Below are 23,361 nucleotides of genomic sequence, written 5' to 3'. Positions count from 1 at the left end.
TTTGTTGATTTAATTTATGTATTTTCTAGATAGCATACTTACGGAATATAACGCGTAAAGTATGTAATAGATGATATATTACTACTTGTCATTATTAGCAAATATCTATAATTATAATTAAAAAATAATAGTGTATTTCTTTGTAAAACAGAATATTGATTGTTTTTTTACTATAATTAGTTACTTGTTTTCAAAGGAAGCGTTTAAGCGAAAATTGTACAAAATCATGTTACTCACCAGGATGATAGGTTTTCTCAGCATTTTTTTGGACGTCTTCTTTGTAAAATAAAACGTCTTTGAATTGAGCGTTTTGATACATTTTGGCTTGGTCAAAAAAGTGTTTCGAGTTAGGGTCTCCTGAATTTCCTCCTGCCAATAAAGACTTGGCTTTTATCTTTGTACCAAATTCAACTGCACAAATAAAGCTGTTGCCGTTGTAACCATAGCGTTTTTTGCTGTTGTTTTGGTACGAACTTTTGAAAGCAGGCAAGCTTCCCCACAATACAGAAGCGGTACCCATTGCTAAACTTTCTTGGTTGTCGTCATACGTTAAGTCTATGTCTCCAGAAGGACGTTGAAAACGGTTGATGTCGCCCCACGGAATTTCCCATTTCCCAAATTTAGTTCGCAGTTCTTGTATAACTTCTCGCAATTGTGGTAGCATATCATCAATGCCAGCAGTTTTGGCAAATTCGGTCATATTCTCTACTTGGTCTTTTTCACCTTCGTCAATGTAGACTTTTTGTAAAATTGGATTCAATTTGAAAGCCCATTCATTGGCCAAGGTAGTCGCTACAGAATTTACATTGGAGTAATAATTCCAATTTTTCAACACTTGAATAGGAGCTTCCAAATCTTTGAATTTGGGTTCTTGAGTTTGCGCGTCTTTTTGAAAATTAGCAATCAAAGCTGGAAGTAACACTTCAAAAGCCGAAAGTTTGGTGTCGTAACCATCCTTAATTAAATCGTCTAGCGTGTATTTTTTGTTTTGACTGAAAATACGAACGGCATTGATTCCTCTAAAATTTTCGCCATCAGGTGCCATATAAGGCAAATAGTTGGATTCTTTTGGGCTATTATTGCCTGCTACAGAATAGGGCGTAGAGTTGCAATTTTGTAACCAACCGTTACTTGGATTGTACAAATGCACGGTTTCGGATACAGGATGCAAACCTTTCCATTGGGTTTTGGAGGTGGTTCCATCGACTACTTTTGCCCAATTGAGACTTTTGTCGCGCACCGGAATAAAGTTCCCGTGCCAGTAGGCAATGTTGCCTTTGTTGTCGGCGTACACAGTATTGTTAGACGTATTGGCTTTTAAAGCCATCGCTTTTTGGTAATCCTTGAAATCCTTTGATTTGGTTCTCACCCAACTTTGCACCAAACTTTCCATATTGCGGTTTTTGGATTTCAAACTAATCCATTTTCCGTCTCGTTTAGCCATAATTGGACCATGAATCGTAAAATACGTTTTGATGGTTTTGGAGGCCATTTGTTCTTTATCCAAATACTTTAGAACGATGTTTTTTTCTTTTACTGGCAATAATTTTCCATCGTATTCATAAAATAGTTTACCTTTTTGCTCAACTATTTTTTCTGCATACATATCGGCTACATCTACATTCGAAGACGTATGCATCCAGCCACAGTTTTCATTAAAACCTTGGTAAATAAAAAATTGTCCCCAAGTCACGGCTCCGTATGCATTTAATCCTTCTTGGCTACTGATTTGGATTTCGGGTCTGAAATAAAAAGTTGTGTGTGGATTGATGTACAAAAGTGCATTGCCCGTTACCGATTTTGAAGGTGCAATAGCAAATCCATTAGAGCCTGTTTGTACATTTACGTCTCTTTCAATGTAAGCAACTTTGTCGTTGTTGCCAGAGTAAAAAGCTTTCAGTTCGCCCGTGCTTAAATCGGCGGTGCTAATCGCGCCAATACTGCCGTCGGTCCAAAGCAAAGGAAACCAAGGTTCAAAACGCGTCAGTAATAATGGTTTTATCTCAGGATGTTTGTACAAGTAATAGTTGATGGCATCGGCATAACTGTTCATTAATTTTTTGAGCCAAGGTGCCGCTTTTTTGTAATCGGCTTTGGCTTCTTCAGCGTCAATAAGTAAACGGGTTTCTAAATCGTTGTACAAAACGCTAGCGCCTTTTACTTCGGCCAAGCGTCCTAACTTATCAATATAGTTCATTTCGACACGTTTAAAGTCGTCTTCGCATTGCGCGTACAACATCCCAAAAACAGCATCAGCATCAGTCTTTCCGTAGACGTGAGCAATGCCCCAATTGTCTCTGATGATAGTGACTTGTTTGGCTTGTTGCTCCATTCGTTTTACTTCCGAAGCCGTTAATTGTTGTGCCCAAATCGAAGAAAATGGATTCAATACTAGCATCCAAACAATCGCCCAATAATAGTGTTGTGTCTTCATTTTATTGGATATTAAATTTTTGGCCTTCAATCAAAACGCTCATTTCTAAAGATTTGATGCTAACGAGATGATTCTTGGGTGCTTTCTTGATTTCTTTAGGATTTTTGACCACGATGACTTCGCTTTCGCCCACGATTTCTATGTTTTTATCTCTCACGACAATCGCGGTACTTTCGTCAATGCCAATTCCAATGTGATTTGGAAAATCGACTAGGCCTGTCAGTAAGCGATTGTAACGACTTCTTTTTAGAAAATGCTGGTCAATAATGACGTTTTTAACTAATCCCAAACCAGAATTGATTTCAAGATTATCATAACGGATATTGTCAAAGGTCTCGGTGTATTTTGTTTCTAATTTTTGGTTCCCCGTAATCATATTTTCACACATAACTGCTGCGCCAGCACTGGTTCCAGCAATTGTGCTTCCGTTTTGATGCGCTTTGTGAATGGCATCATAAATAGGAGTTCCGCGAACGACTCCCATAAATCGGGTTTGGTCGCCACCGCTGATGAATATGAGTTTGGCTTTTTGTAACGAATCCGTAAGGACTTTATTTTGACCTGTAGTTTTGTCAAAATTGAGCATCACGATAGGGTGAGGAGTAAGTTTACTTAACTGTTTTTTGAAATAAATATAGGCACTATCAGGTTCTTCACTCGACATTGGAAGTACTACAATAAAATCTTTGGTTTTTAAATCAGCTACTTTTAGCATCTGATTCATCAATACATCAGAGCGTTTTCCGCCACCAATGATGAATAATTTTCCTTTGTTTTTTTGAGCATGCGTCACACAGCTAATGGTTAAAAAAAGAATCACAAAAACGGAAAATTTTGATATAGTAGTTTTTGAAAACGGCATAATAGGACTTGTTTTAACAGTTAGTAATGGTTTACTCATGATTTTTTTTGAATAGAATGTGTGTCATCTTTACATTGTAGTCAATACTATACAGAACAAGTTAGAAATTGTATTGGATTGGTGGTTGGTTAGAAAATCGGGGAACATATTTAGTGGTTTAAAAAGTGACATTTCTTTTAAAAGCACAGCCTAATTCGATAATAGAATCGGTTTTGGCAATACCGGGAATGTTATCTATTTTTTCGTAGAGTAGCTTTCTCATGTGCTCATGATCTTTTGCAATCATTTTGATATATAAGGTGTATGACCCTGTGATGAAATAGCATTCGGTTATTTCTGGAATTTCTTTCAATTCGTCAATTACTCTTTTTGAATCGGCATCTTTATTTAAAGTGATACCAGTAAAAGCACCCCAATCATAGCCAATTTTTTTCTCGTTAATTACAGGTTTAATTCCAGTAATTACACCTTGGTCAATTAATCGGTTGATTCGTTGATGCACCATGGTATTCGAAATTTTGAGACTAGTGGCAATAGCAGAAAAAGCCATTCTGCCATCTTTCTCCAATTCCTTAATAATGTTGATGTCAAATTCGTCTAATACTTCCATTTTTAAATGTATTTTTAAGTTAAAATCACTTTTTATTTCATTTATAAAAGTAATTATTTTTATTTCATTTCAAAATTAAAGCTTTGATTCGGTTTTAAAAATAACAAAATGACTTGAAAAGATACAAATAAAGCTAAAAAATATTTTTTTGAATAAAAAATAGAGTCAAAATTTACTTTTTTAAATATTTTTTGATTTAATTATGCTACTTTTGTTTTTAAAGTATAAATTAAATGCAATAAAATGATACATTCAGAACAAATTCTCTCTTCAAAATCCGAAGTTTTGATTGCAAAAGAAGACCAATACGGTGCCCATAATTATCATCCGTTACCTGTAGTTTTAGAACGAGGGGAAGGGGTTTATGTTTGGGATGTTGATGGGAAAAAATACTTTGATTTTCTTTCGGCTTATTCAGCCGTGAATCAAGGACACTGTCATCCAAAAATTGTTGGCGCCATGGTAGAACAAGCCCAAAAATTGACCTTAACTTCTCGTGCTTTTCATAATGATAAATTAGGCGTATTCGAAGAATATATTACAGATTATTTCGGCTTCGATAAAGTATTACCAATGAATACTGGGGCAGAAGCGGTAGAAACTGCTTTAAAATTATGCCGTAAATGGGCATATGAAGTGAAAGGTATTCCAGAAAATCAAGCACAAGTAATTGTTTGCGAAAATAATTTCCACGGTAGAACCACAACCATTATTTCTTTTTCTAATGATGAAGGAGCACGTAAAAGTTTTGGTCCATTCACCGAAGGTTTTATCAGAATTCCGTATGATGATATCGAAGCATTAGAAAAAGCATTGCAATCAACTTCTAATATTGCTGGTTTTTTAGTTGAACCTATTCAAGGTGAAGCTGGAGTGTATGTTCCATCCGAAGGATATTTGGCCAAAGCTAAAGCGCTTTGTGAAGCACATAATGCACTTTTTATTGCCGATGAGGTACAAACAGGAATCGCTCGTACAGGCCGTTTATTAGCTACTTGCGGAAATTGTTCTTGTGAAAAAGGTTGTGAAAAGACACCAGAAGTAAAACCAGATATTCTGATTCTTGGGAAAGCTATTTCAGGTGGAGTATATCCAGTTTCGGCAGTTTTAGCCAATAATGAGATTATGAATGTGATCAAACCTGGGCAACATGGTTCTACTTTTGGTGGTAATCCTGTTGCAGCTGCTGTGGCTATCGCAGCTTTGGAGGTAATAAAAGATGAAAATTTGGCTGCTAATGCAGATCGTTTAGGAAAAATTTTAAGACAAGGATTGAATGATATTGCTGCCAAAAATCCTTTGATAACTTTGGTTAGAGGAAAAGGATTGCTAAATGCAATAGTGATTAATAGCGATGAAAATTCTGATTTGGCTTGGGATATTTGTTTGCGATTTAGAGATTATGGTTTGTTGGCCAAACCAACTCACGGTAATAAAATTCGTTTTGCTCCACCATTAGTAATTACTGAAGGACAAATTCAAGAATGTTTAGCGATTATTGAAAAAGCGTTAAATGACTTTATCTAGAAGGATGTATGAAGCCTATTAAATTAATTAAAAACAGATCCGATATTGGAGCTGGTACACGTGGTTCAGATATGGGTATCGATGCTATAGAAATTGCAGCAATCAATCAAGGAAGTGATTACTTTAATCAGTTTCCTTTTGAGGATATCAAAACGCATAATGAATCGATTTACGATAAAAATAGGAGTACTGTTGCCAAGCGAATTGAACATGTGGTAGAACAATGTGTTCGTGTCAGTAATGCAGTTCAGAAAAATGTAAAAGATTATTTCCCCATCGTACTTTCTGGAGATCATTCCTCGGCTTTAGGAACTATTAGCGGAATAAAAGCGGCATTTCCGGAACAGAATGTGGGAGTAATTTGGATTGATGCGCATGCAGATTTGCATTCACCTTATACTTCACCCTCAGGAAATATTCATGGTATGCCTTTGGCTGCCGCATTGGCTAATGATAATTTAGAAGCCAAAACAAATGCTGTGGATTTAGCTACTCAAAAGTATTGGGAAGAAATGAAGCAAATTGGTTATAAAGGACCAAAAATAAAGCCAGAGAATTTGGTTTATTTCGGGGTTCGTGATACCGAAGAAGCTGAAGATCAGCAAATGCTACGTTTGTCTATTCGTAATTATAAAGTAGACGAAGTACGTTATAGAGGATTAGAAAAGTGTGTTGCAGAGGCTTTAGTGCATTTGTCACATTGCGAAGTGCTTTATATTTCTTTTGATGTAGATGCTATGGATTGTGATTTGATATCCTTTGGGACTGGAACTCCGGTATCAAGAGGATTTGATCAGTACGAGATAATCGCTATAATAGATCAAATTATCAAAACCAAAAAAGTAGTATGTATTGAAGTCGTAGAAGTTAATCCATTATTGGATACCAAAGGCAATAAAATGGCAGAAACTGCTTTTGAAGTATTAGAGGCAATAACTTCAACTTTAGTTTTACCTATTGAATAGTTAAATTTTTTTTTCAATTTTTACTAAACAAAGGCTTAAGAAATTTTGATTCTAAGCCTTTTTTTTTGTTGATTGGTTTTTGAATTATTTCGATACTTCACCCTTGAAAAAATACAGAAAGTTAAAGATCAATAATTTTATAAGATGGGATGCCTTTTATTTTTAGACTATTGTGGTATACATATAAGTTAATTAGTCTTTCGGATATAAATCCAAATAGCCTAGCTTGATATGGATCGTCTGGTATGGTGACTTTAGATTCAAGTTCGAAAAGGATAGAAAATAGCCATTCATGATAATCATCAAATAATTTCTTTGTGCAAATTAGCATATTGCCAATATGAAATTTGGTTCCTTCGTCTAAAAACAATTTGATACTTTCAGTATACTGTGGATATTTCTCTTTAATTATTTTTTTTGTCAACTCCCAGTCCTCATGCCTATGCTCATCACAGTAATTTTGACTTAAGGAGCCTTTTTTGAACTCATAAGGCCTAACTAATATGATATCATGAGTACTGAGTATAGAAGTAATTTTTTTATCTAAAATACTGGATGAACTTTTAAATGCTTTAGTCTGCTTAAATTTCGAAACACTTATTTTTTTTTGAGCAGAAGGCTTTAGGTTGTAAATTGGATTAAAGAAGTTGAAATATCTCCTATAATGGCAAATCCCCACAATGTCTGCATCATTATAATTTTTCCAAATCCAATAGGCTGCAGTCAATTCGCAAAAAGTATTGTTTTTTTTAGAGATTGTATCAAAAGTGTCATCCCTTAGAATGTTAGTTTCTATATTAGCCCTGTTTCCAACCTGAATAGGTACGAGAATATCATTTGCTAATATTGGGCTTTTTTCGTGTGTAACAATAAATATTTTAGTCATTCTGAAGTTCTATTTTGGATTTATGTAAAGCGGACGCAATTACTTGATGCATGTCATAATACCTGTATTCAGCTAACCTTCCTCCGAATATAACATTTTTTTCTTGAAGAGAAAGTCTTTTATATTCCTCAAATAGGGATTGATTGTGATGGTCATTAATTGGGTAAAAAGGCTCGTTTTTACGATCCCATTCCTGGGGATATTCTTTTGTAATTACCGTTTGAGACTGATTACCAAATTCAAAATGTTTGTGTTCTATAATACGAGTATAATCATAACTAGCATCATTATAATTTACAACGGCATTGCCTTGAAAATTTTTAAGATCTAAAGTCTCATTTTCAAAACGTAAGGATCGGTATTCCAAAACTCCTAATCGAAAATCAAAATACTCATCTATTTTTCCAGTATAAACAATTTTAGAGGCTAGGTTGTCGTAATATTCTTTTTCCTTAAAATAATCAACATCGGTTTTGCATTCAATCCCTTTCAGTAGGCCATCAATCAATTTGTTATACCCACCAATCGGAATCCCTTGATATTTGTCGTTAAAATAGTTATTGTCAAAAGTAAATCGAACAGGTAGTCTTTTAATGATGAAAGCCGGTAGTTCTGATGCTTTTCGTCCCCATTGTTTTTCGGTATATTCCTTTATGAAGTTTTCATAAATGTCTTTTCCAATCAATGACAAAGCTTGTTCTTCTAGATTTTTAGGTTCTTGTACGCCATAGGTTTTGATTTGGTCATCAATTTTTGCTTGAGCTTCAGCTGGAGTTTTGGTGCCCCACAATTGATAAAAAGTATTCATATTGAAGGGTAGGTTGTACAGTTTTCCTTTGGTAAAGGCTAGTGGTGCATTGATATAATTATTGAATTCTACAAATTGATTGACATAGTTCCATAAATTTTTATCATTCGTATGAAAGATATGAGCTCCATATTTATGAACGTTAATGTCTCCAATCTTTTCACAGTAAACGTTACCCCCTAAATGATTTCTCTTGTCAATAACCAAGCATTTTTTTCCAGCTTTATAAGCTTCATGAGCAAACACGCTGCCAAAGAGACCTGAGCCTACTATTAGATAATCATATTCTTTTTTCATGGCACAAAATTAGATAATTATTCCTAAATTGCGCCATTTTTAAATTGGTAAATATGGCGGGGAAAATACAGACGGGCTACTTAGTTTCGTATGATTATGAATTGTTAAAAACCTCACTTCCTACAGTATACATTGAGTCTGATCAAATTTTTATCGCTATTGATAAAAATAGAAATACCTGGAATGGCGGAAGTTTTAGCATTGATGATTCCTTTTTTGAGTGGATTAAGGCTTTTGATGTTGATAATAAAGTAGTCATTTATGAAGATGATTTTTATGTTCCTGAATTAACTACAATGCAATGTGAAATCAGAGAAAGAAAAATGCTTGCCGAAAAAATGGGTATCGGGAATTGGATTGTTCAGGTAGATTGTGATGAATATTTCGTTGATTTTAAAAAATTTGTTGCAAATCTGAGACGTTATGATTCATTTTTAATACATCCAGAAAAGAATCCGATACAAGTATGTGCTTTTTGGGTAATGCTATATAAATATACCGCTAATGGTATTTTGTATGTAGATAAGCCCATGAACGCTATTTTTGCTACTAATTTCCCTAATTACAAAGGCGGACGAAGAATTAAAGGACGTAAAATTTATACGGATAGTATTGTTTTACACGAATCCTTGGCAAGAACAGAGGAAGAATTGCGTTTCAAACTCGATAATTGGGGACATAATCAAGAAATAGATAAAGGATTTCTGAGCAAATGGCTAGCTGTAGATGAAAATAATTATAACGATTTCAAGGATTTTTATTATCTGAATCCTAAAAAATCCAAGAAACTGAATTTTTTCCCCAATAAAAGTATTCCTCAAATCAAAGAGATTATTGAAAAAGAAAAAAGACTGGGTGTATCAAAATGGTATATTAATTATGAAAATTTTCTGCAATGGTTGAAATACTTATTGAAAAAAACGATAAAGTAATCATGCCATAAATGAAAGTAGGTGAAGAATGAATCTTAACTTTAAGTCCTAAATTCTATGTGTATTTTTGTTGCTTTTAAAAAAAAATCTGATGAATTTTAAAATAAATCCAATTTTTGAAAATAGTACTGAGTCAATACTTGACAAAGTCAAAAAATTTAGTTCTACAGGTGAACTTTTTGGAAATGGAGATCGAAACAAGATCAAATTATTTGATTTAAATGGTAAAACGATTAACATAAAATCATTTAAAATTCCGAATGTATTTAATAAAGTGGCTTATAAGTATTTTAGAAAGTCAAAGGCTAAGCGATCTTTTGAATATGCTAGAATTTTATTAGAAAAAGGGATAGGAACTCCACAACCAATTGCTTTTTTTGAAAACTTTTCTCTTTTTGGATTAAAAGATAGTTATTATGTGAGCGAACATCTAAATGTTGATTTGACTTACAGGGAGATTGTTGAAATTTCAAATTATTTTGAACGCGAAAATATTTTAAGGCAATTTGCAAAATTCACTTTTAATCTCCATGAAAAAGGAATTGAATTTTTGGATCATTCCCCTGGAAATACACTAATTAAAAAAATAGCGAGTGGCCAATTTAACTTTTATCTAGTTGATTTAAACCGAATGAAGTTTCATGATAACATGGACTTTGAAACCCGTATGAAAAATTTGCGTAGAATCACAGCCCGACAAGATCAAGTTGAAGTGATTAGTGAGGAATATGCTAAGTGGTATGGTAAATCAAAAGAAGAAGTTTTTGAAAAAATGTGGTACTATACTTCTCGATTTCAAGAGAAATATAAAAAACGACAAAGGATAAAGCAAAAGTTAAAATTTTAATGATAAAGATTTTTAAAAGTTCTTTTTTTACGAATAAAAAATACATTGCTATTATTTGGATAGTCATTGCAATAATTTCGGCCATTAAGCAATTCAGTTTTCATAGATTGAATAATTATTTGATTTTTAAGAATGTTTTTTGGCATACAATACAGCAAACATCCCTCTATAAAGAATATCCAACCGAATATTTTGATCATAATCATTATGGTCCTGTTTTTAGTTTGTTTATAGCACCATTTGCCCTTATGCCTGATTGGTTGGGAGTAATTTTTTGGAATGTTTTTAATGCTGCGCTTTTAGTATGGGCTATATCAAAATTACCGCTGCAATCCAATAAAATAAATCTTATACTTTGGATCGGTGTCAATGAGTTTGTGACCGCCAATTTAGGTTTTCAGTTCAATCCTGTAATGACTGCAATAATCATTTTTTCCTATGTCTGTATTGTTACAGGGAAAGATTTTTGGGCAGCTTTTTGTATTGTTTTAGGGACTTTTATTAAGTTGTATGGTGTGGTTGGTCTTGCTTTTTTCTTTTTTTCAAAGAATAAGCCAAAATTCCTAGGCTCGCTAGTTATCTGGTCAGTGATCTTGTTTGTTTTACCTATGTTTATTTCCTCGCCAGAGTTTATTTTAAACAGTTATCAAGAATGGTTTGAGCGATTAATCGTAAAAAATGCAGAGAATACCTCTCTAAACTCCATGCAAGATATTTCGGTAATGGGTATATTTAGAAGAGTATTGCAAATGCCTAATTTATCAAATCTTCCTTTTTTAGCGGTTGGGATACTGTTATTTGGATTACCTTATTTACGATTTAAATTATATAGCAACGAAAAATTTAAATTATTATTATTAGCTTCTGTTTTAATTTTCACAGTGATTTTTAGTTCCGGATCAGAATCACCTACTTATATTATTGCTTTTTTAGGAGTAGCGATTTGGTTTGTGATTCAGGAAAGCCCAATTTCTATCGCAAACTGGGTTTTGTTTATATTTGCAATAGTAGTAACAAGTTTATCTCCAACAGATTTGATGCCTAAGTATTTACAAAATAATTTTATAGAACCTTATGCTCTTAAAGCATTGCCTTGTGTGCTAGTTTGGTTAAAAATTGTTTATGAAATGATGACTTTGAAAGACGTAAATGCAAATTTAATTGAACTGAAATAATGTATACTCCTAAAAAAATAGCAGTTGTGATTCCTTCTCACAATGAAGAAGGAAATATTGAAGTAATTGTAACTGCCCTGCATGCTGTTTTTTCTACTTTGAATTATGAGTATGATCTGATTTTTGTAGATGATGGTAGTAGTGATAAAACGCTAGAAAGACTAAAGCAATTGGCAGCAAAAGATGCCAGATTGTTTTTTATCGAGTTGTCACGAAATTTTGGACACCAAAATGCTTTAAAAGCGGGTGTCGATGTAGCAAAAGCTAATGCGGTTATTACTATGGATGGTGACATGCAGCATCCTCCAGAACTTATTCCTGAATTGTTAAAGAAGTGGGAAGAAGGCTATGATGTAGTGTACACAAGAAGACAAGAGGATAAGAAACTAACTTTCTTTAAGAAAAAATCATCCAAAGCATTTTATAGGTTAATGAATTATCTTTCTGATATGCAATTTGAACCTGGCACTGCGGATTTTAGGTTAATGGATGAGAAAGTGGTAAAAGTTTTTTCTGATTTCTCTGAAAACGAGCTGTTTATAAGGGGATTAGTGAATTGGTTAGGTTTTAAACAATTTGGTATCGATTACAAGCCTGAAGAGCGATTCTCAGGCGAAAGCAAATATACCATCAAAAAAATGATGCGATTTGCCATTCAAGGCATCACATCCTTCAGTATACGTCCTTTGTATATTGCAATTTACCTTGGTTTAGGAGTTTCTTTTTTAGCATTTATGCTTTATATAGGATATGTGATTTATAGTTTGGTTTATGGTCATGTTATTTCGGGTTGGGCTTCATTGATTAGCACAGTCGTTTTCTTTGGAGGACTAAATTTGATTGTAATGGGAATTATAGGGATCTATGTAGGTAAGCTTTTTATACAATCTAAAAATCGCCCTAATTATTTAATTAAAGAAACAAATTATAAGTAATGGTTTTATTAAGTTTTGATATCGAAGAGTTTGATATGCCTTTTGAGTACAATAGAAATATTTCTTTTGAAGAACAAATAGCAATATCTATAAAAGGTACCAATACGATACTTGATGTACTGGAAAAACACCAAGTAAAAGCTACCTTTTTTTCAACCGCTACCTTTGCCATAAATGCCCCAAAAGTAATTGAAAGAATTATTGCTTCAGGTCACGAAATCGCCTCACATAATTATTTTCACACTGATTTTGAAATACAACATCTTAAAGAATCCAAAGACAAATTAGAAGAATTAACAGGTACTGAAGTCATCGGTTTTCGTATGCCTCGTATGTATCCTGTTGATGAAAAAGAAGTAAAAAAAGCTGGGTATGTATATAATTCTTCTATAAATCCAACCTATTTGCCTGGGCGTTATAATAATTTTAACAAGCCTCGTACTTTTTTTTACCAAGATAGTGTTTTGCAAATTCCGGCATCAGTAAGTCCTGTTTTTCGATTCCCTCTATTTTGGTTATCGTTTCATAATTTACCAATGTGGATTTATAAACTATTAGCGCACTGGACTTATAAAAAAGATAACTATTTGAATATCTATTTACATCCTTGGGAATTTACCGATCTAAACCAACCAGAAAAATTTAATTTTCCTGGCTATGTTGTTAGAAATAGTGGGCAAAGTTTAGTAAATAGATTGGATGATTTTATTTTGTTTTTAAAATCAAAAAAATACCCTTTTGGAACTTTTAAGCAATTTATAGCTACTATTAAATAATGAAAATATCTGTTTTTATCATAGCATACAATGAAGCAAAAATAATTGGACAATGTCTAGAGAAATTGCATTGGGCAAACGAAATTGTGGTAGTAGATTCTGGAAGTTCTGATGAAACTGTGATGATTTGTGAAAAATTTGGAGCAAGAGTTGTCTTTAATCAATTCGAGGATTTTGGTAAACAAAAACAATTTGCATTACATCAAACCCAAAATGATTGGGTTTTATCTCTCGATGCTGATGAAGTGTTGTCAGATGAATTAATAAATGAAATACAATCCTTAGATTTTTCCAAGGGATACTCTGGATATTTAATTCCAAGAACGCATGTTTTTTTGAATAAAATTTTCAAATTTGGAAGTGAAAATAAAAAACCAATACTACGTTTATTTGATAAAACAAAGGGAGGATTTACAGCGGATAAAGTTCACGAAGTCATAAAAATTCAAGGCAATATAGGGCACTTGAAAAATGAAATGCTGCATTATACTGTTTTTGATGTTTCTACCGCTATTCAGAAACAAGTAAAATATTCATTATTGAGTGGTGAGTTGTTAGCTGAAAAAGGAAAAAAAGGCTCACTGTTTAAGGCAGTGATCAAATTTCCATTTGAATTTTTTAGAGTTTATTTTTTGCAGTGTAATTTTTTAAACGGCTATCAAGGATTTGTTTGGAGTATGTTCGCAGCTTTTGGTAGTTTTTTGAAATATGCTAAGTTGTATGATTTAGATCAAATTAAGGAAGTATAGCAATCCATTATTTGTTTTGCAATGACATCATCCTTAAACTTAGCGGCATATTCTAATCCTTTTTGAGCCATGTCATTACGAACCACTTCATTTTGTAGTAAAAATTCAATTTTGGATTTTATTTCTTGTTCATTCATAGGGTCAATGTACATAGAATTTGGCCCTCCAGCTTCAGGGAAAACACCAGAATTTGTAGTGATTACAGGTGTTTTTGAAAATAAAGCTTCAATGATTGGAATACCAAAACCTTCAAAAATGGAGGGATAAACAAAAACGGTTGCAAGTTGGTAAGTTATAGCTAATTCTTCGCTACTTAATCCTTTCAAAAAAATGACTTTTCCTTCAAGACCATTTTCTTTTATGTATTGACGTATTTGTTGGGTGTAAGTAGTTTTTTTTCCCACCAAAACTAACTTAGTGTCAATGTCTTTTATAGCTTTTACTAATGTTAATGCATTTTTTCGTTCTTCAAGTGTCCCTACGTTGAGAATAAACTCATTAGGGAGGTTGAATTTTTGACGCACCATTTCCTTTTCTGTTTCTGAATACTCCTTCTTAAAAACATTTTGGCAACCTTGGTAGACTACTTGTATTTTTTCAGAAGGAATTTTTAAAAAAAGTTCAATATCTCTTTTTGTTTGTTCACTTATTGCTATGATAAGATCGGCATCTTTTGCTGCTTTTTTAAACTTGTAGCAATGAATTTTACGGTCAAAAAAAGAATACAATTCGGGATATCGAACAAAAATTAAATCATGAATAGTAACCACGCTTTTTATGTTGTTTTGCCTCAGTCCCCATGGTATCTCTCCAGATATTCCATGAAATAATTCAATTCCATCTTTCTTTAGGTCTTTCACAATCCCTATTTGTCGCCATAAATTATAAAACTTTTGATAGAAAGAAGTTGCAGGTCGTTTTTCAAACACATTTGCGTTTGTATTCTTAAATAGTATCTCGTTATTGGGTTTAGGATTGTACAATAAAAAATCATTTTCTGGGAAAAAATCAGCAAGGATTCGAATTAAATCCCTGCTATAATTTCCTAATCCTGTTTTGTTATGAAAAACACGCTTTGCTTCAAATCCTATTTTCATTTATTGAAATAATGAGCAATACAAAGGTATCGCAGTTTTGTTGTTCTTTAATTATACCGCTACATCATATTCACGAAGCGCATTATTTAATGAAGTTTTTAAGTCGGTCGAAGGTTTACGAGTTCCAATGATCAATGCACATGGAACTTGAAATTCACCAGCAGCAAATTTTTTAGTATAACTTCCTGGAATTACCACAGAACGAGCTGGAACAAAGCCTTTCATTTCCACAGGTTCATCACCAGTTACATCGATAATTTTTGTTGAGGCAGTCAAGCAAACGTTAGCACCAAGAACCGCTTCTTTTCCTACGTGAACACCTTCAACCACGATACAACGAGAGCCAATAAATGCACCATCTTCAATAATTACTGGAGCCGCTTGTAAAGGTTCCAAAACACCACCAATTCCTACACCACCACTAAGGTGAACATTTTTACCAATTTGAGCACAACTTCCAACAGTAGCCCAAGTATCGACCATTGTTCCTTCGTCTACATAAGCTCCAATGTTTACATAACTTGGCATCAAAATCACACCACTAGAAATATAAGCTCCATAACGAGCTACCGCATTAGGAACTACACGAATTCCTTTTTCGGCATAGCCTCTTTTTAAGAGCATTTTATCATGGTACTCAAAAATACCCGAATCCCAGGTTTCCATTTTTTGAATAGGGAAGTACATCACCACGGCTTTTTTTACCCATTCGTTTACTTGCCATCCATCGCCTACAGGTTCAGCAACGCGAAGTTTTCCAGCATCTAACAACTCAATTACAGCTCTAATAGCGTCGGTTGTAACGGTTTCTTGTAACAAAGCTCTGTTTTCCCAGGCTTTTTCTATAATAGTTTGTAATGTTTTCATGTTAAAAATATTTTTGGCAAAGATAAATCGATTTTTTTTAAATCAAACTTTAGTTTATTTAATAGTACTCATTTATTATCTTATGGAGAGTGTTGTTTATTAAAGGAAGTGAATCTATCCATGCCCTTTTTTTCTTCTAAGGCAATAAAGAAATGAATAGCTGATAAAAATCATTTTTTGAACATTTTGTTATCAATAATTTTGGATTTTTTATGGAAGTATTTTCAGTAAAAAAGCAATCAAAACCAACTTAATTTAACACAAATGGAAACCAACGAATTATTTAAACAACCAGTAATTATTGACAAAGAGGTGGCATGGGACAAGTCTCAAGTCATTATGAGTAAAACAGATCATCGAGGAATCATTGAGTATGCAAATGATGTTTTTGTAGATGTTTGTGGCTATGAGGATTATGAATTAATGGGACAGCCCCATAGTATTATCAGACACCCAGATATGCCAAAAGTACTATTCAAAGTCTTGTGGGAAAATCTAAAACAAGGAGTGAATTTTCATGCTGTCGTAAAAAATTTAGCAAAATCAGGAAGATATTATTGGGTAGTTACCGATTTTGAATCTACCAAAAATGAAAATGGAGAGATTACCAATTATTTTGGAAGAAGAAGAGCTGTTCCTCAGGAAATCATCTCAAATCATATTGAGCCATTGTATAAAAAATTGTTGCAAATTGAAAATGCGAGTGGAGTAGAATATAGTGAAAAGTATTTAGTAGGTTTTTTAGAAGAAAAAAATCGCTCTTATGTAGAATATATTAATGATTTGTTTACTGAATATGAAAAGGCGCAAAAATCCGAAACGCCAGTAGAAGTCGAAGATGAAAGAGGTTTCTTTAGACGATTTTTTGGGAATTAATTTAGTTTTTTAAATTTCAATATACACAAACCGCTTCAAGATATTGGAGCGGTTTTTATCTACAATTCAATGCATTTCTTTGCGTATATTTGTCCACAAAAAAGTTACCAATGCCAAGAATTATAGCCATAGATTACGGACAAAAGCGCACCGGAATAGCAGTTACCGATGAACTACAAATCATTGCTTCGGGATTAACCACTATACCTTCTGCTACTGCCATTGATTTCCTGAAAACGTATTTTTCCAAAGAAAAAGTCGAAGCAGTTTTGATTGGTGAACCCAAACAAATGAACGGCGAGCCTTCGCAAAGTGCCTCGATAATCAAAGGGTTTGTAACGCATTTTACTAATCATTTTCCTGAAATGAAAGTTATTCGAGTTGACGAAAGATTTACTTCAAAAATGGCATTTCAGACCATGATTGATAGCGGGTTAAACAAAAAGCAACGCCAAAACAAAGCACTTATTGACGAAATATCGGCAACAATTATGCTACAAGATTATCTCAATAGAAAATGATTTTTTTTGCTCTAGTATAACTTATAACATACTTTATTTCTATTGTTGGATTTGTAAACTATCTCTTTACAATTTTGTTTTTTTTATTGTGTTTTTATGAACTATTTTTGCACTTTTAAAAAACACAACCAACAATGTCAGATACAACCATAAGAATTAATAGTGATGTAGTGTTAATTGGTGCTGGAATTATGAGTGCCACTTTAGGGTTATTGCTTAAAGAATTGCAGCCTGATCTTAAGATTGAAATATTCGAACGTTTAGATGCTGCTGCATTAGAAAGCTCAGACGCATGGAATAATGCAGGAACAGGACACTCAGCTTTTTGTGAATTAAATTACACTCCCGAAAGCCCTGATGGTACTATTAATCCTGCTAAAGCCATAAGTATTGCAGAACAGTTTGAGGTTTCAAGGCAGTTTTGGTCCTATCTTGTAAACGAAGGTAAACTGGCCTCAGCAAAAGAATTCATTAAAAGTATACCGCATATTAGTTTTGTTTGGGGAGATGAAAATGTTGCTTTCCTGAAAAACAGATTTAATGTTTTGCAAGCTAATCCTCTTTTTGCGGACATGAAATTTAGTACCGATCCTTCAGAATTAAAGGAATGGATGCCATTGGTTATGAATGGTAGAAAAGAAGGAGAGAAGGTCGCTGCAACTTCAATGAAAATAGGAACTGATGTTAACTTTGGTACTTTAACAAGAATGATGTTAGCCTACTTAACTTCTTTAGATGGAGTTACGATTCATTTTGGTCATGAAGTAAAGAAGTTGAAACAACGTGAGGATAAATCATGGCGTATAAAAATTGCTGATTTAGAATCGGGACAAAAAGTAAAGGCCTATACAAAGTTTGTCTTTATTGGAGCTGGAGGAGGTTCGCTACCTTTATTAGAAAAAGCTGATGTTCCAGAAGGCAAAGGATATGGCGGTTTTCCAGTGAGTGGACAGTGGTTAAAATGTACAAATCCAGACGTGATTGCGCAACATGAAGCAAAGGTATACGGGAAAGCAAGTGTGGGAGCACCACCAATGTCCGTACCTCATGTTGATTCTCGTATGATTGATGGAGAAAAGGCATTGCTTTTTGGTCCTTTTGCAGGTTTCTCGACTCGATTCTTAAAAAATGGCTCTTATTCTGATTTGCCATTGTCTATAAAACCAAATAACATCATACCTATGTTGGTGGCGGGATATAAAAACATTCCACTTACGAAATATTTAATTGAACAAGTTCGTCAATCTCCAAAAGATAGAATGAATGCTTTGAGAGAATATGTACCAAATGCAAAAGCGAAAGATTGGAAGCTAGAACGCGCAGGCCAACGCGTTCAAGTTATAAAAAGAGACGAAGAATTAATTGGTAAATTAGAATTTGGAACGGAGATGATTACTACTGCCGATGGTAGTTTGGCCGTTCTTTTAGGTGCTTCTCCAGGTGCTTCTACAGCAGTTTCGATTATGGTAGATTTGGTTGGAAAATGCTTTGAAAAAGAGATGCAATCTTCTGAATGGAAAGAAAAAGTCAAAAAAATGATACCTTCTTACGGACAAGCTTTGAATGAAAATCCAGCGTTATTAGCAGAGGTGAGAGCAAATACCGCTGAAGTTTTAAATTTGTAAAGGATTAATTTTGTTCATTTAGCCCCATATTTCATTTAGAAATTTGGGGTTTTTTTTATTCTTTTTCTATTAATAATTTGGTGTTTTTTAAGATATTTTCAGAGAGATTAATCAACCAAATTAACTGCTCGATTATGAGTTGTGCTTCTTGCATTTGTACTTTGTTGGTTGTAGTGTCCAAAGTACTTTTTTCTGTTAATTCCTTCATACGGATTGCCATAAGTTCAGTAAAACCTTTTGCTTTTTCAGAAGTTGAAATAGGGTTAATTTCAGCATTATAATTTGGATTCAAAAGGAGTAAGGCTTCATCTAAGTTTTGTAAGACGGTAGCCATTACACGATTGAACGCATCAGAAGCAGCCGTTGTTTTGTGAGATTGAATGTACGTTCCCATTGATGCAATGGAGGATAGTAACGTGTGATTCAAAACTGCTAATTTATACACTTGGTCAATCTTTTTCTGTTTTGATTTAGGTTCTTGGCTCATGCGTTGAAACGAAGCCATTAGATTGCCTATTTCTATAAAGGCATTTTTTCGGGCTACTTTATAAACTGTGGTAACATTTCCTTTTTTGTTATAAAAAAGTGCAATTTCAGTCAGGTATTTTTTATTAGCATAAATTGCTTTTTCAATATGATTAGGCGTATTTATAAATTCCCACGATGGCCAAACAAAATGATTAAAAGTATACGCTAAAAATGCTCCGACCATGGTATCAATAATTCTAAATTGAATAACATTGTCAAAATCTGGGGAAAGAATGCTATATAAAAAAACGACATACATAGTGACAAATGTGGCACTGGTTTTGTAGCTAATGTTAGTAAAAGACATACCCAAAAGCACACATAAAATGGCCATCAAACTCAATACAACATTATTGTCTATAAAATAAATACAACCAAAAGCAATGAAGCCGCCGAGGAAAGTCCCAAAAGTTCGCTCAAAGGAACGCTCTTTAGTTAACCCATAACCAGGTCGCATAATAACGATGATGGTAAGTAAAATCCAATACACATTTTGAAAAGGCAAAAAGGTACCAATCAAAAATCCGAAGAGTAGCGCAATCGATAGACGGAGTGAGTGCCTAAAAAGAGTAGAAGAGAAACTTAAATTATTGATAAAGGTAGATAAAGGATAGTATTGTGGCGTTAGGAATTTTTCTAACTCTTTTTGATTTGTAACCACATCTACCTCTTTTATCTTTAAATTAAATGCACGTTCTATAATTTTAATTTTTTCAACCTGACTTTCGGCATAATGCAACATGGTAGTCAGCATAATTACACCTTCTTTTGCTTCATTATTGCCTAATGCTTTCTCGTAGGCTAAAATAGTTGCTTCAAATTTTTTCAAATCTTCGACTAACGAATGTTTGGAACGATACGTAGTTCTGCTCTCAATATTTTTGCTCAATTGCTTTAAGGTCTTTTTCAAATTAGTAGCAATTGTAGCATAACTTCTTATAAGTTCTGGATGTGTGTCAAATTTTTGATGCAGTGTTTTATGATCGAAAGCGGTCGCCAATGCGAGTTCTAATATTTCAACCAGATTAACAAATACAATCAAGAGTTTTCGATTTTGAGCTGAATCCGAAGAAAGTGATTGATTGCCAATAAGTACTTTTCGAATGTTCTCGTGGTTGGTGTTAATTTCAACTTGTAAGGCCAGTTGTTTTTCGGTAATTGTTTTTTTATCAGCATCAATTTTCCATAAATCGGCTCTTAATTTCAAATATTTGGCAGTTAAATCAATGCATGAAGCCAATTGTAGTTCAATGAATCGATAAGGGTTTAGGTAGTAAAAAAGTAACGAGATCAAAAGATAAAACAATCCTCCGGCCAACATTAACCCACAATACTGGAGCATTTCCCAACCCGAATGTAAATGAGCAAACGCCAAACAAATTGATAATAAACACGAAAAAGAAACCGCCGTAGCTCTTTGACCGTACACCGAAATCATTGAAAACAAAAATAGGAGCAGACCAAATAGCGGATAAAAAATAATCCCGTACGGATAAGCAAGATTCACCAATAAATTAACAAAAGCGACAAGGATTGCGGCCACAATCAAACCGTTAATTTTATGCTTTAGGCTGCTGGGAATATCGCTAGGATAGGTAAAAAAAGCGCCTAGAGCAATAGTGAAGCCCACATCAAAATGTCCCAAATAGGCAAAAAGTAATACTGGAGTTACTGTAGCTATGGTAACTTTCAAAGCATTGGTAAAATGTGTGCTATCGGCAAATTTTCGTATCTCGTCAATCATGGTACTTGTTTCAAATCAAAGGTATGAATTGTAGGCTTCTAATGTAAATAATTGTGCGTAGAATTTGGTTTATTCAGGAAAAACGAAACTTATTCGCTATAAGGAATTCGGCATTGTTGAAATTTTACTATTTTTGCCAACCAATAAAAAGGAAAAAAACCTTTTGTGGCATAAACTAAATTACAACAACAATGATTTTACCAATTATAGGGTACGGTGATCCAGTTTTACGAAAAGTTGGAGAAGAAGTAACTCCCGATTATCCCAACTTGAAAGAAGTAATTGCAAACATGTATGAAACCATGTATAATGCTTCAGGAGTAGGTTTGGCTGCAGAGCAAGTGGGTTTGCCATTGCGTTTGTTTGTAGTCGATACCACCCCATTTAGCGACGACGATGACTTAGAAAGTACGGCTCAAAAACAATTAAAAGGCTTCAAAAAAACATTCATTAATGCTAAAATTATCAAAGAAGAAGGCGAAGAATGGGCTTTTAACGAAGGTTGTTTGAGCATTCCGGATGTTCGTGAAGATGTTTATAGAAAACCGATTGTTACGATACAATACTGCGAAGAAGATTTTGTAATGAAAACTGAAGTTTTTGACGGTTTAATTGCCAGAGTAATTCAACATGAGTACGATCATATTGAAGGCATACTGTTTACCGATAAAATTTCTTCTCTAAAAAAACGATTAATCCAAAAGAAACTCAAAAACATTACAGAAGGGAAAACGTTTCAAGACTATCGAATGAAATTTTTTGCCAAAAAAGGAAGATAAATTAAGGAGTAGTTTTGTGTGTATTTGCTATTTGATTCAAAACTATTAACAAAGAACTATAAAAAATAAAAAAATGAATTTAGAAAAAATTTTAGCGATTTCAGGAAAACCAGGTTTATATGCATTAAAAGTTCAAACTAGAACAGGTTTTGTTGCCGAATCTTTGTTGGATGGAAAAAAAGTAACGGTAAGTCTAAAAAGCAATGTGAGTTTGTTAACTGAAATTTCTGTTTATACCTACGATGCTGAAAAGCCATTAGCAGAAGTAATGTCTAATATTGCTAAAAAAGAAAACAACGGAAAAGCTATTTCTCATAAAGAAGACAATGCTACTTTGAATGCCTATTTTAGAGAAGTGCTTCCTGAATATGATGAAGAAAGAGTATACGCATCTGATATTAAAAAAATCTTGAACTGGTACAATATGTTACAAGAAAGAGGATTGGTTACAGATGATGCGCCACCAGCCATTGGAAAAGAAGAATCAGTGACTGAAGAAGTTGTTGCCGAAGCAAAACCAAAAAAAGCAAAAGCTAAAAAAGAGTAGTAGCTAGTACATCAATATAAAATCCTGTTGAGTCGTTTTCTTGACAGGATTTTTTTATTTTTACCAAAAACCATTGCCATGAATGCTAGAGCCAAACAATTAGAAGCCTTCGATCGATTATTGACCATAATGGACGAATTGCGAGAAAAATGCCCGTGGGACAAAAAACAAACCATGCAATCTTTACGCCATTTAACTATAGAAGAAACTTATGAGTTAGGTGATGCAATTTTGGATAATGATTTGAATGAAGTTAAGAAAGAACTTGGTGATTTGCTGCTGCACTTGGTTTTTTACGCCAAAATCGGAAGCGAAACAAAGGATTTTGATATTGCCGATGTATGTAATGAAATTTGCGAAAAACTCATTCATCGTCACCCTCACATTTATAGCGATACTGTTGTGGAAAATGAAGATGAGGTAAAGCAAAATTGGGAAAAACTCAAGTTGAAGGAAGGAAAAAAATCGGTTTTGGAAGGTGTTCCAAGAAGTTTACCCGCTTTGGTTAAAGCTAGTCGAATTCAGGATAAAGTAAAAGGAGTGGGTTTTGATTGGGAAGAACCCCATCAAGTTTGGGACAAAGTACAAGAGGAATTACAAGAACTTCAAGAAGAAGTAGCGGCAGGCAATCAAGATAATATGGAATCGGAGTTTGGGGATGTTTTATTTTCAATGATTAACTACGCCCGTTTTTTAAACATCAATCCCGAAGATGCTTTGGAACGAACCAATAAAAAGTTTATCAAGCGTTTTCAATACTTAGAAAGCAAAGCAGGTGAGTTAGGAAAACCACTGATGGATATGACTTTGGCAGAAATGGATGTTTTTTGGAACGAGGCCAAAAAACTTTAAAGAAATCAATGACCGATTGTTTCGAGTCTTAGCTTGTTTTAGGATTGGATACAAAAGATTTCAAGTTTTTTTTATAAAACTATTTCTGAAACTGTAAAAGTCTTTTGAATAAGTAACGAAAA

Annotated in this window: 22 protein-coding genes; 14 read left to right on the top strand and 8 right to left on the bottom strand. The window is 33.7% G+C overall.

Translation table 11 applies throughout. The annotated features are described in order from the left end of the window. Positions 1 to 229 precede the first annotated feature (229 nt). The 3 genes from FLB_RS06640 to FLB_RS06630 all read right to left on the bottom strand — a co-directional run bounded on the left by FLB_RS06640 (position 230) and on the right by FLB_RS06630 (position 3,906). Positions 230 to 2,434: a penicillin acylase family protein gene (locus tag FLB_RS06640; protein ID WP_317039020.1), complete on the bottom strand. Its 2,205-nt coding sequence runs from the start codon at positions 2,432 to 2,434 to the stop codon at positions 230 to 232. A gap of 1 nt (position 2,435) precedes the next feature. Beyond that, on the bottom strand, positions 2,436 to 3,335 hold the full coding sequence (locus FLB_RS06635; RefSeq protein WP_231891055.1) for a cyanophycinase: 900 nt from the start codon (positions 3,333 to 3,335) through the stop codon (positions 2,436 to 2,438). 118 nt (positions 3,336 to 3,453) lie between these two features. Beyond that, entirely contained in the window at positions 3,454 to 3,906 is a 453-nt protein-coding gene (locus FLB_RS06630) for an Lrp/AsnC family transcriptional regulator (protein WP_064715166.1), read from the bottom strand. Positions 3,907 to 4,149: 243 nt separating this feature from the next. Here FLB_RS06630 and rocD point away from each other — a divergent pair, with 243 nt between their 5' ends. Together rocD and FLB_RS06620 are read left to right on the top strand one after the other, a co-directional pair. Further along, complete coding sequence (gene rocD / locus FLB_RS06625; protein WP_064715165.1) at positions 4,150 to 5,433, top strand: ornithine--oxo-acid transaminase; 1,284 nt, start codon at positions 4,150 to 4,152, stop codon at positions 5,431 to 5,433. 8 nt (positions 5,434 to 5,441) lie between these two features. After that, positions 5,442 to 6,398, top strand: a complete 957-nt coding sequence (locus FLB_RS06620) for an arginase (protein WP_064715164.1) — start codon at positions 5,442 to 5,444, stop codon at positions 6,396 to 6,398. 121 nt (positions 6,399 to 6,519) lie between these two features. Here FLB_RS06620 and FLB_RS06615 read toward each other — a convergent pair whose 3' ends face one another. Next, the gene (locus FLB_RS06615; RefSeq protein ID WP_064715163.1) at positions 6,520 to 7,284 is read right to left on the bottom strand and encodes a DUF4422 domain-containing protein; all 765 of its coding nucleotides are present in this window, start codon (positions 7,282 to 7,284) and stop codon (positions 6,520 to 6,522) included. Next, the gene (glf, locus tag FLB_RS06610; protein WP_064715162.1) at positions 7,277 to 8,389 is read right to left on the bottom strand and encodes a UDP-galactopyranose mutase; all 1,113 of its coding nucleotides are present in this window, start codon (positions 8,387 to 8,389) and stop codon (positions 7,277 to 7,279) included. The genes FLB_RS06615 and glf overlap by 8 nt, the downstream gene beginning before the upstream one ends. Positions 8,390 to 8,442: 53 nt before the next feature. Here glf and FLB_RS06605 point away from each other — a divergent pair, with 53 nt between their 5' ends. The 6 genes from FLB_RS06605 (at position 8,443) to FLB_RS06580 (ending at position 13,803) form a co-directional block, all read left to right on the top strand. Continuing rightward, positions 8,443 to 9,321: a hypothetical protein gene (locus FLB_RS06605; protein ID WP_064715161.1), complete on the top strand. Its 879-nt coding sequence runs from the start codon at positions 8,443 to 8,445 to the stop codon at positions 9,319 to 9,321. Between the two features lie 91 nt (positions 9,322 to 9,412). Continuing rightward, positions 9,413 to 10,168, top strand: coding sequence for a lipopolysaccharide kinase InaA family protein (locus tag FLB_RS06600; protein ID WP_064715160.1), 756 nt, complete (start codon positions 9,413 to 9,415; stop codon positions 10,166 to 10,168). A 107-nt stretch (positions 10,169 to 10,275) separates the two neighbouring features. Next, positions 10,276 to 11,343 (top strand): glycosyltransferase family 87 protein, encoded by a 1,068-nt coding sequence (locus FLB_RS06595; RefSeq protein ID WP_231891054.1) that lies wholly within the window; start codon positions 10,276 to 10,278, stop codon positions 11,341 to 11,343. Continuing rightward, positions 11,343 to 12,278, top strand: a complete 936-nt coding sequence (locus tag FLB_RS06590; RefSeq protein WP_064715158.1) for a glycosyltransferase family 2 protein — start codon at positions 11,343 to 11,345, stop codon at positions 12,276 to 12,278. Before FLB_RS06595 ends, FLB_RS06590 begins: the two co-directional genes overlap by 1 nt. Beyond that, on the top strand, positions 12,278 to 13,054 hold the full coding sequence (locus tag FLB_RS06585; protein WP_064715157.1) for a polysaccharide deacetylase family protein: 777 nt from the start codon (positions 12,278 to 12,280) through the stop codon (positions 13,052 to 13,054). Before FLB_RS06590 ends, FLB_RS06585 begins: the two co-directional genes overlap by 1 nt. Beyond that, a complete protein-coding gene (locus FLB_RS06580; RefSeq protein ID WP_064715156.1) occupies positions 13,054 to 13,803 on the top strand; it encodes a glycosyltransferase family 2 protein in 750 nt (249 codons plus the stop codon). The genes FLB_RS06585 and FLB_RS06580 overlap by 1 nt, the downstream gene beginning before the upstream one ends. On the opposite strand, the gene FLB_RS06575 is transcribed toward FLB_RS06580, so the two are convergent. Beyond that, positions 13,785 to 14,900, bottom strand: coding sequence for a glycosyltransferase family 4 protein (locus FLB_RS06575; protein WP_064715155.1), 1,116 nt, complete (start codon positions 14,898 to 14,900; stop codon positions 13,785 to 13,787). The two genes, FLB_RS06580 and FLB_RS06575, sit on opposite strands and share 19 nt — an antisense overlap. Before the next feature lie 51 nt (positions 14,901 to 14,951). Beyond that, positions 14,952 to 15,767 carry a 2,3,4,5-tetrahydropyridine-2,6-dicarboxylate N-succinyltransferase gene (locus FLB_RS06570; RefSeq protein WP_064715154.1) on the bottom strand — a complete coding sequence of 272 codons (816 nt, stop codon included), beginning with the start codon at positions 15,765 to 15,767 and terminating at the stop codon, positions 14,952 to 14,954. A gap of 264 nt (positions 15,768 to 16,031) precedes the next feature. Here FLB_RS06570 and FLB_RS06565 point away from each other — a divergent pair, with 264 nt between their 5' ends. From FLB_RS06565 to FLB_RS06555, 3 genes are all read left to right on the top strand, one after another. Beyond that, positions 16,032 to 16,643, top strand: coding sequence for a PAS domain-containing protein (locus FLB_RS06565; RefSeq protein ID WP_064715153.1), 612 nt, complete (start codon positions 16,032 to 16,034; stop codon positions 16,641 to 16,643). Between the two features lie 110 nt (positions 16,644 to 16,753). Continuing rightward, positions 16,754 to 17,164: a Holliday junction resolvase RuvX gene (gene ruvX / locus FLB_RS06560; protein ID WP_064715152.1), complete on the top strand. Its 411-nt coding sequence runs from the start codon at positions 16,754 to 16,756 to the stop codon at positions 17,162 to 17,164. Positions 17,165 to 17,298: 134 nt separating this feature from the next. After that, positions 17,299 to 18,789, top strand: a complete 1,491-nt coding sequence (locus FLB_RS06555; RefSeq protein WP_064715151.1) for a malate:quinone oxidoreductase — start codon at positions 17,299 to 17,301, stop codon at positions 18,787 to 18,789. Between the two features lie 55 nt (positions 18,790 to 18,844). Here the strand turns inward: FLB_RS06555 and FLB_RS06550 are convergent, their stop codons facing one another. After that, on the bottom strand, positions 18,845 to 21,061 hold the full coding sequence (locus FLB_RS06550; RefSeq protein WP_064715150.1) for an FUSC family protein: 2,217 nt from the start codon (positions 21,059 to 21,061) through the stop codon (positions 18,845 to 18,847). Between the two features lie 191 nt (positions 21,062 to 21,252). On the opposite strand from FLB_RS06550, the gene def reads away from it, so the two are divergent. The 3 genes from def to mazG all read left to right on the top strand — a co-directional run bounded on the left by def (position 21,253) and on the right by mazG (position 23,239). Continuing rightward, the gene (def, locus tag FLB_RS06545) at positions 21,253 to 21,840 is read left to right on the top strand and encodes a peptide deformylase (protein WP_064715149.1); all 588 of its coding nucleotides are present in this window, start codon (positions 21,253 to 21,255) and stop codon (positions 21,838 to 21,840) included. Between the two features lie 73 nt (positions 21,841 to 21,913). Then, complete coding sequence (locus tag FLB_RS06540) at positions 21,914 to 22,387, top strand: DUF5606 domain-containing protein (RefSeq protein ID WP_064715148.1); 474 nt, start codon at positions 21,914 to 21,916, stop codon at positions 22,385 to 22,387. Positions 22,388 to 22,465: 78 nt separating this feature from the next. Then, positions 22,466 to 23,239 (top strand): nucleoside triphosphate pyrophosphohydrolase, encoded by a 774-nt coding sequence (gene mazG, locus FLB_RS06535; protein WP_064715147.1) that lies wholly within the window; start codon positions 22,466 to 22,468, stop codon positions 23,237 to 23,239. Positions 23,240 to 23,361: the final 122 nt, after the last annotated feature.

Source organism: Flavobacterium succinicans, assembly GCF_001662485.1.
In the GTDB taxonomy this organism is placed as follows: Bacteria; Bacteroidota; Bacteroidia; order Flavobacteriales; family Flavobacteriaceae; genus Flavobacterium; species Flavobacterium succinicans_A.
This window is presented reverse-complemented; position numbering and strand designations above follow the sequence as displayed.

Excerpts from the sequence above, each read along its gene's own strand:
- FLB_RS06540 (WP_064715148.1), top strand. The coding sequence starts at position 21,914 with ATGAATTTAGAAAAAATTTTAGCGATTTCAGGAAAACCAGGTTTATAT.
- FLB_RS06580 (WP_064715156.1), top strand. The coding sequence starts at position 13,054 with ATGAAAATATCTGTTTTTATCATAGCATACAATGAAGCAAAAATAATT.
- FLB_RS06620 (WP_064715164.1), top strand. The coding sequence starts at position 5,442 with ATGAAGCCTATTAAATTAATTAAAAACAGATCCGATATTGGAGCTGGT.
- FLB_RS06590 (WP_064715158.1), top strand. The coding sequence starts at position 11,343 with ATGTATACTCCTAAAAAAATAGCAGTTGTGATTCCTTCTCACAATGAA.
- FLB_RS06555 (WP_064715151.1), top strand. The coding sequence starts at position 17,299 with ATGTCAGATACAACCATAAGAATTAATAGTGATGTAGTGTTAATTGGT.
- FLB_RS06585 (WP_064715157.1), top strand. The coding sequence starts at position 12,278 with ATGGTTTTATTAAGTTTTGATATCGAAGAGTTTGATATGCCTTTTGAG.
- FLB_RS06615 (WP_064715163.1), bottom strand. The coding sequence starts at position 7,284 with ATGACTAAAATATTTATTGTTACACACGAAAAAAGCCCAATATTAGCA.
- FLB_RS06605 (WP_064715161.1), top strand. The coding sequence starts at position 8,443 with ATGGCGGGGAAAATACAGACGGGCTACTTAGTTTCGTATGATTATGAA.
- FLB_RS06600 (WP_064715160.1), top strand. The coding sequence starts at position 9,413 with ATGAATTTTAAAATAAATCCAATTTTTGAAAATAGTACTGAGTCAATA.
- mazG (WP_064715147.1), top strand. The coding sequence starts at position 22,466 with ATGAATGCTAGAGCCAAACAATTAGAAGCCTTCGATCGATTATTGACC.
- def (WP_064715149.1), top strand. The coding sequence starts at position 21,253 with ATGATTTTACCAATTATAGGGTACGGTGATCCAGTTTTACGAAAAGTT.
- FLB_RS06630 (WP_064715166.1), bottom strand. The coding sequence starts at position 3,906 with ATGGAAGTATTAGACGAATTTGACATCAACATTATTAAGGAATTGGAG.
- glf (WP_064715162.1), bottom strand. The coding sequence starts at position 8,389 with ATGAAAAAAGAATATGATTATCTAATAGTAGGCTCAGGTCTCTTTGGC.
- FLB_RS06565 (WP_064715153.1), top strand. The coding sequence starts at position 16,032 with ATGGAAACCAACGAATTATTTAAACAACCAGTAATTATTGACAAAGAG.
- FLB_RS06635 (WP_231891055.1), bottom strand. The coding sequence starts at position 3,335 with ATGAGTAAACCATTACTAACTGTTAAAACAAGTCCTATTATGCCGTTT.
- FLB_RS06570 (WP_064715154.1), bottom strand. The coding sequence starts at position 15,767 with ATGAAAACATTACAAACTATTATAGAAAAAGCCTGGGAAAACAGAGCT.
- ruvX (WP_064715152.1), top strand. The coding sequence starts at position 16,754 with ATGCCAAGAATTATAGCCATAGATTACGGACAAAAGCGCACCGGAATA.
- rocD (WP_064715165.1), top strand. The coding sequence starts at position 4,150 with ATGATACATTCAGAACAAATTCTCTCTTCAAAATCCGAAGTTTTGATT.
- FLB_RS06640 (WP_317039020.1), bottom strand. The coding sequence starts at position 2,434 with ATGAAGACACAACACTATTATTGGGCGATTGTTTGGATGCTAGTATTG.
- FLB_RS06550 (WP_064715150.1), bottom strand. The coding sequence starts at position 21,061 with ATGATTGACGAGATACGAAAATTTGCCGATAGCACACATTTTACCAAT.
- FLB_RS06575 (WP_064715155.1), bottom strand. The coding sequence starts at position 14,900 with ATGAAAATAGGATTTGAAGCAAAGCGTGTTTTTCATAACAAAACAGGA.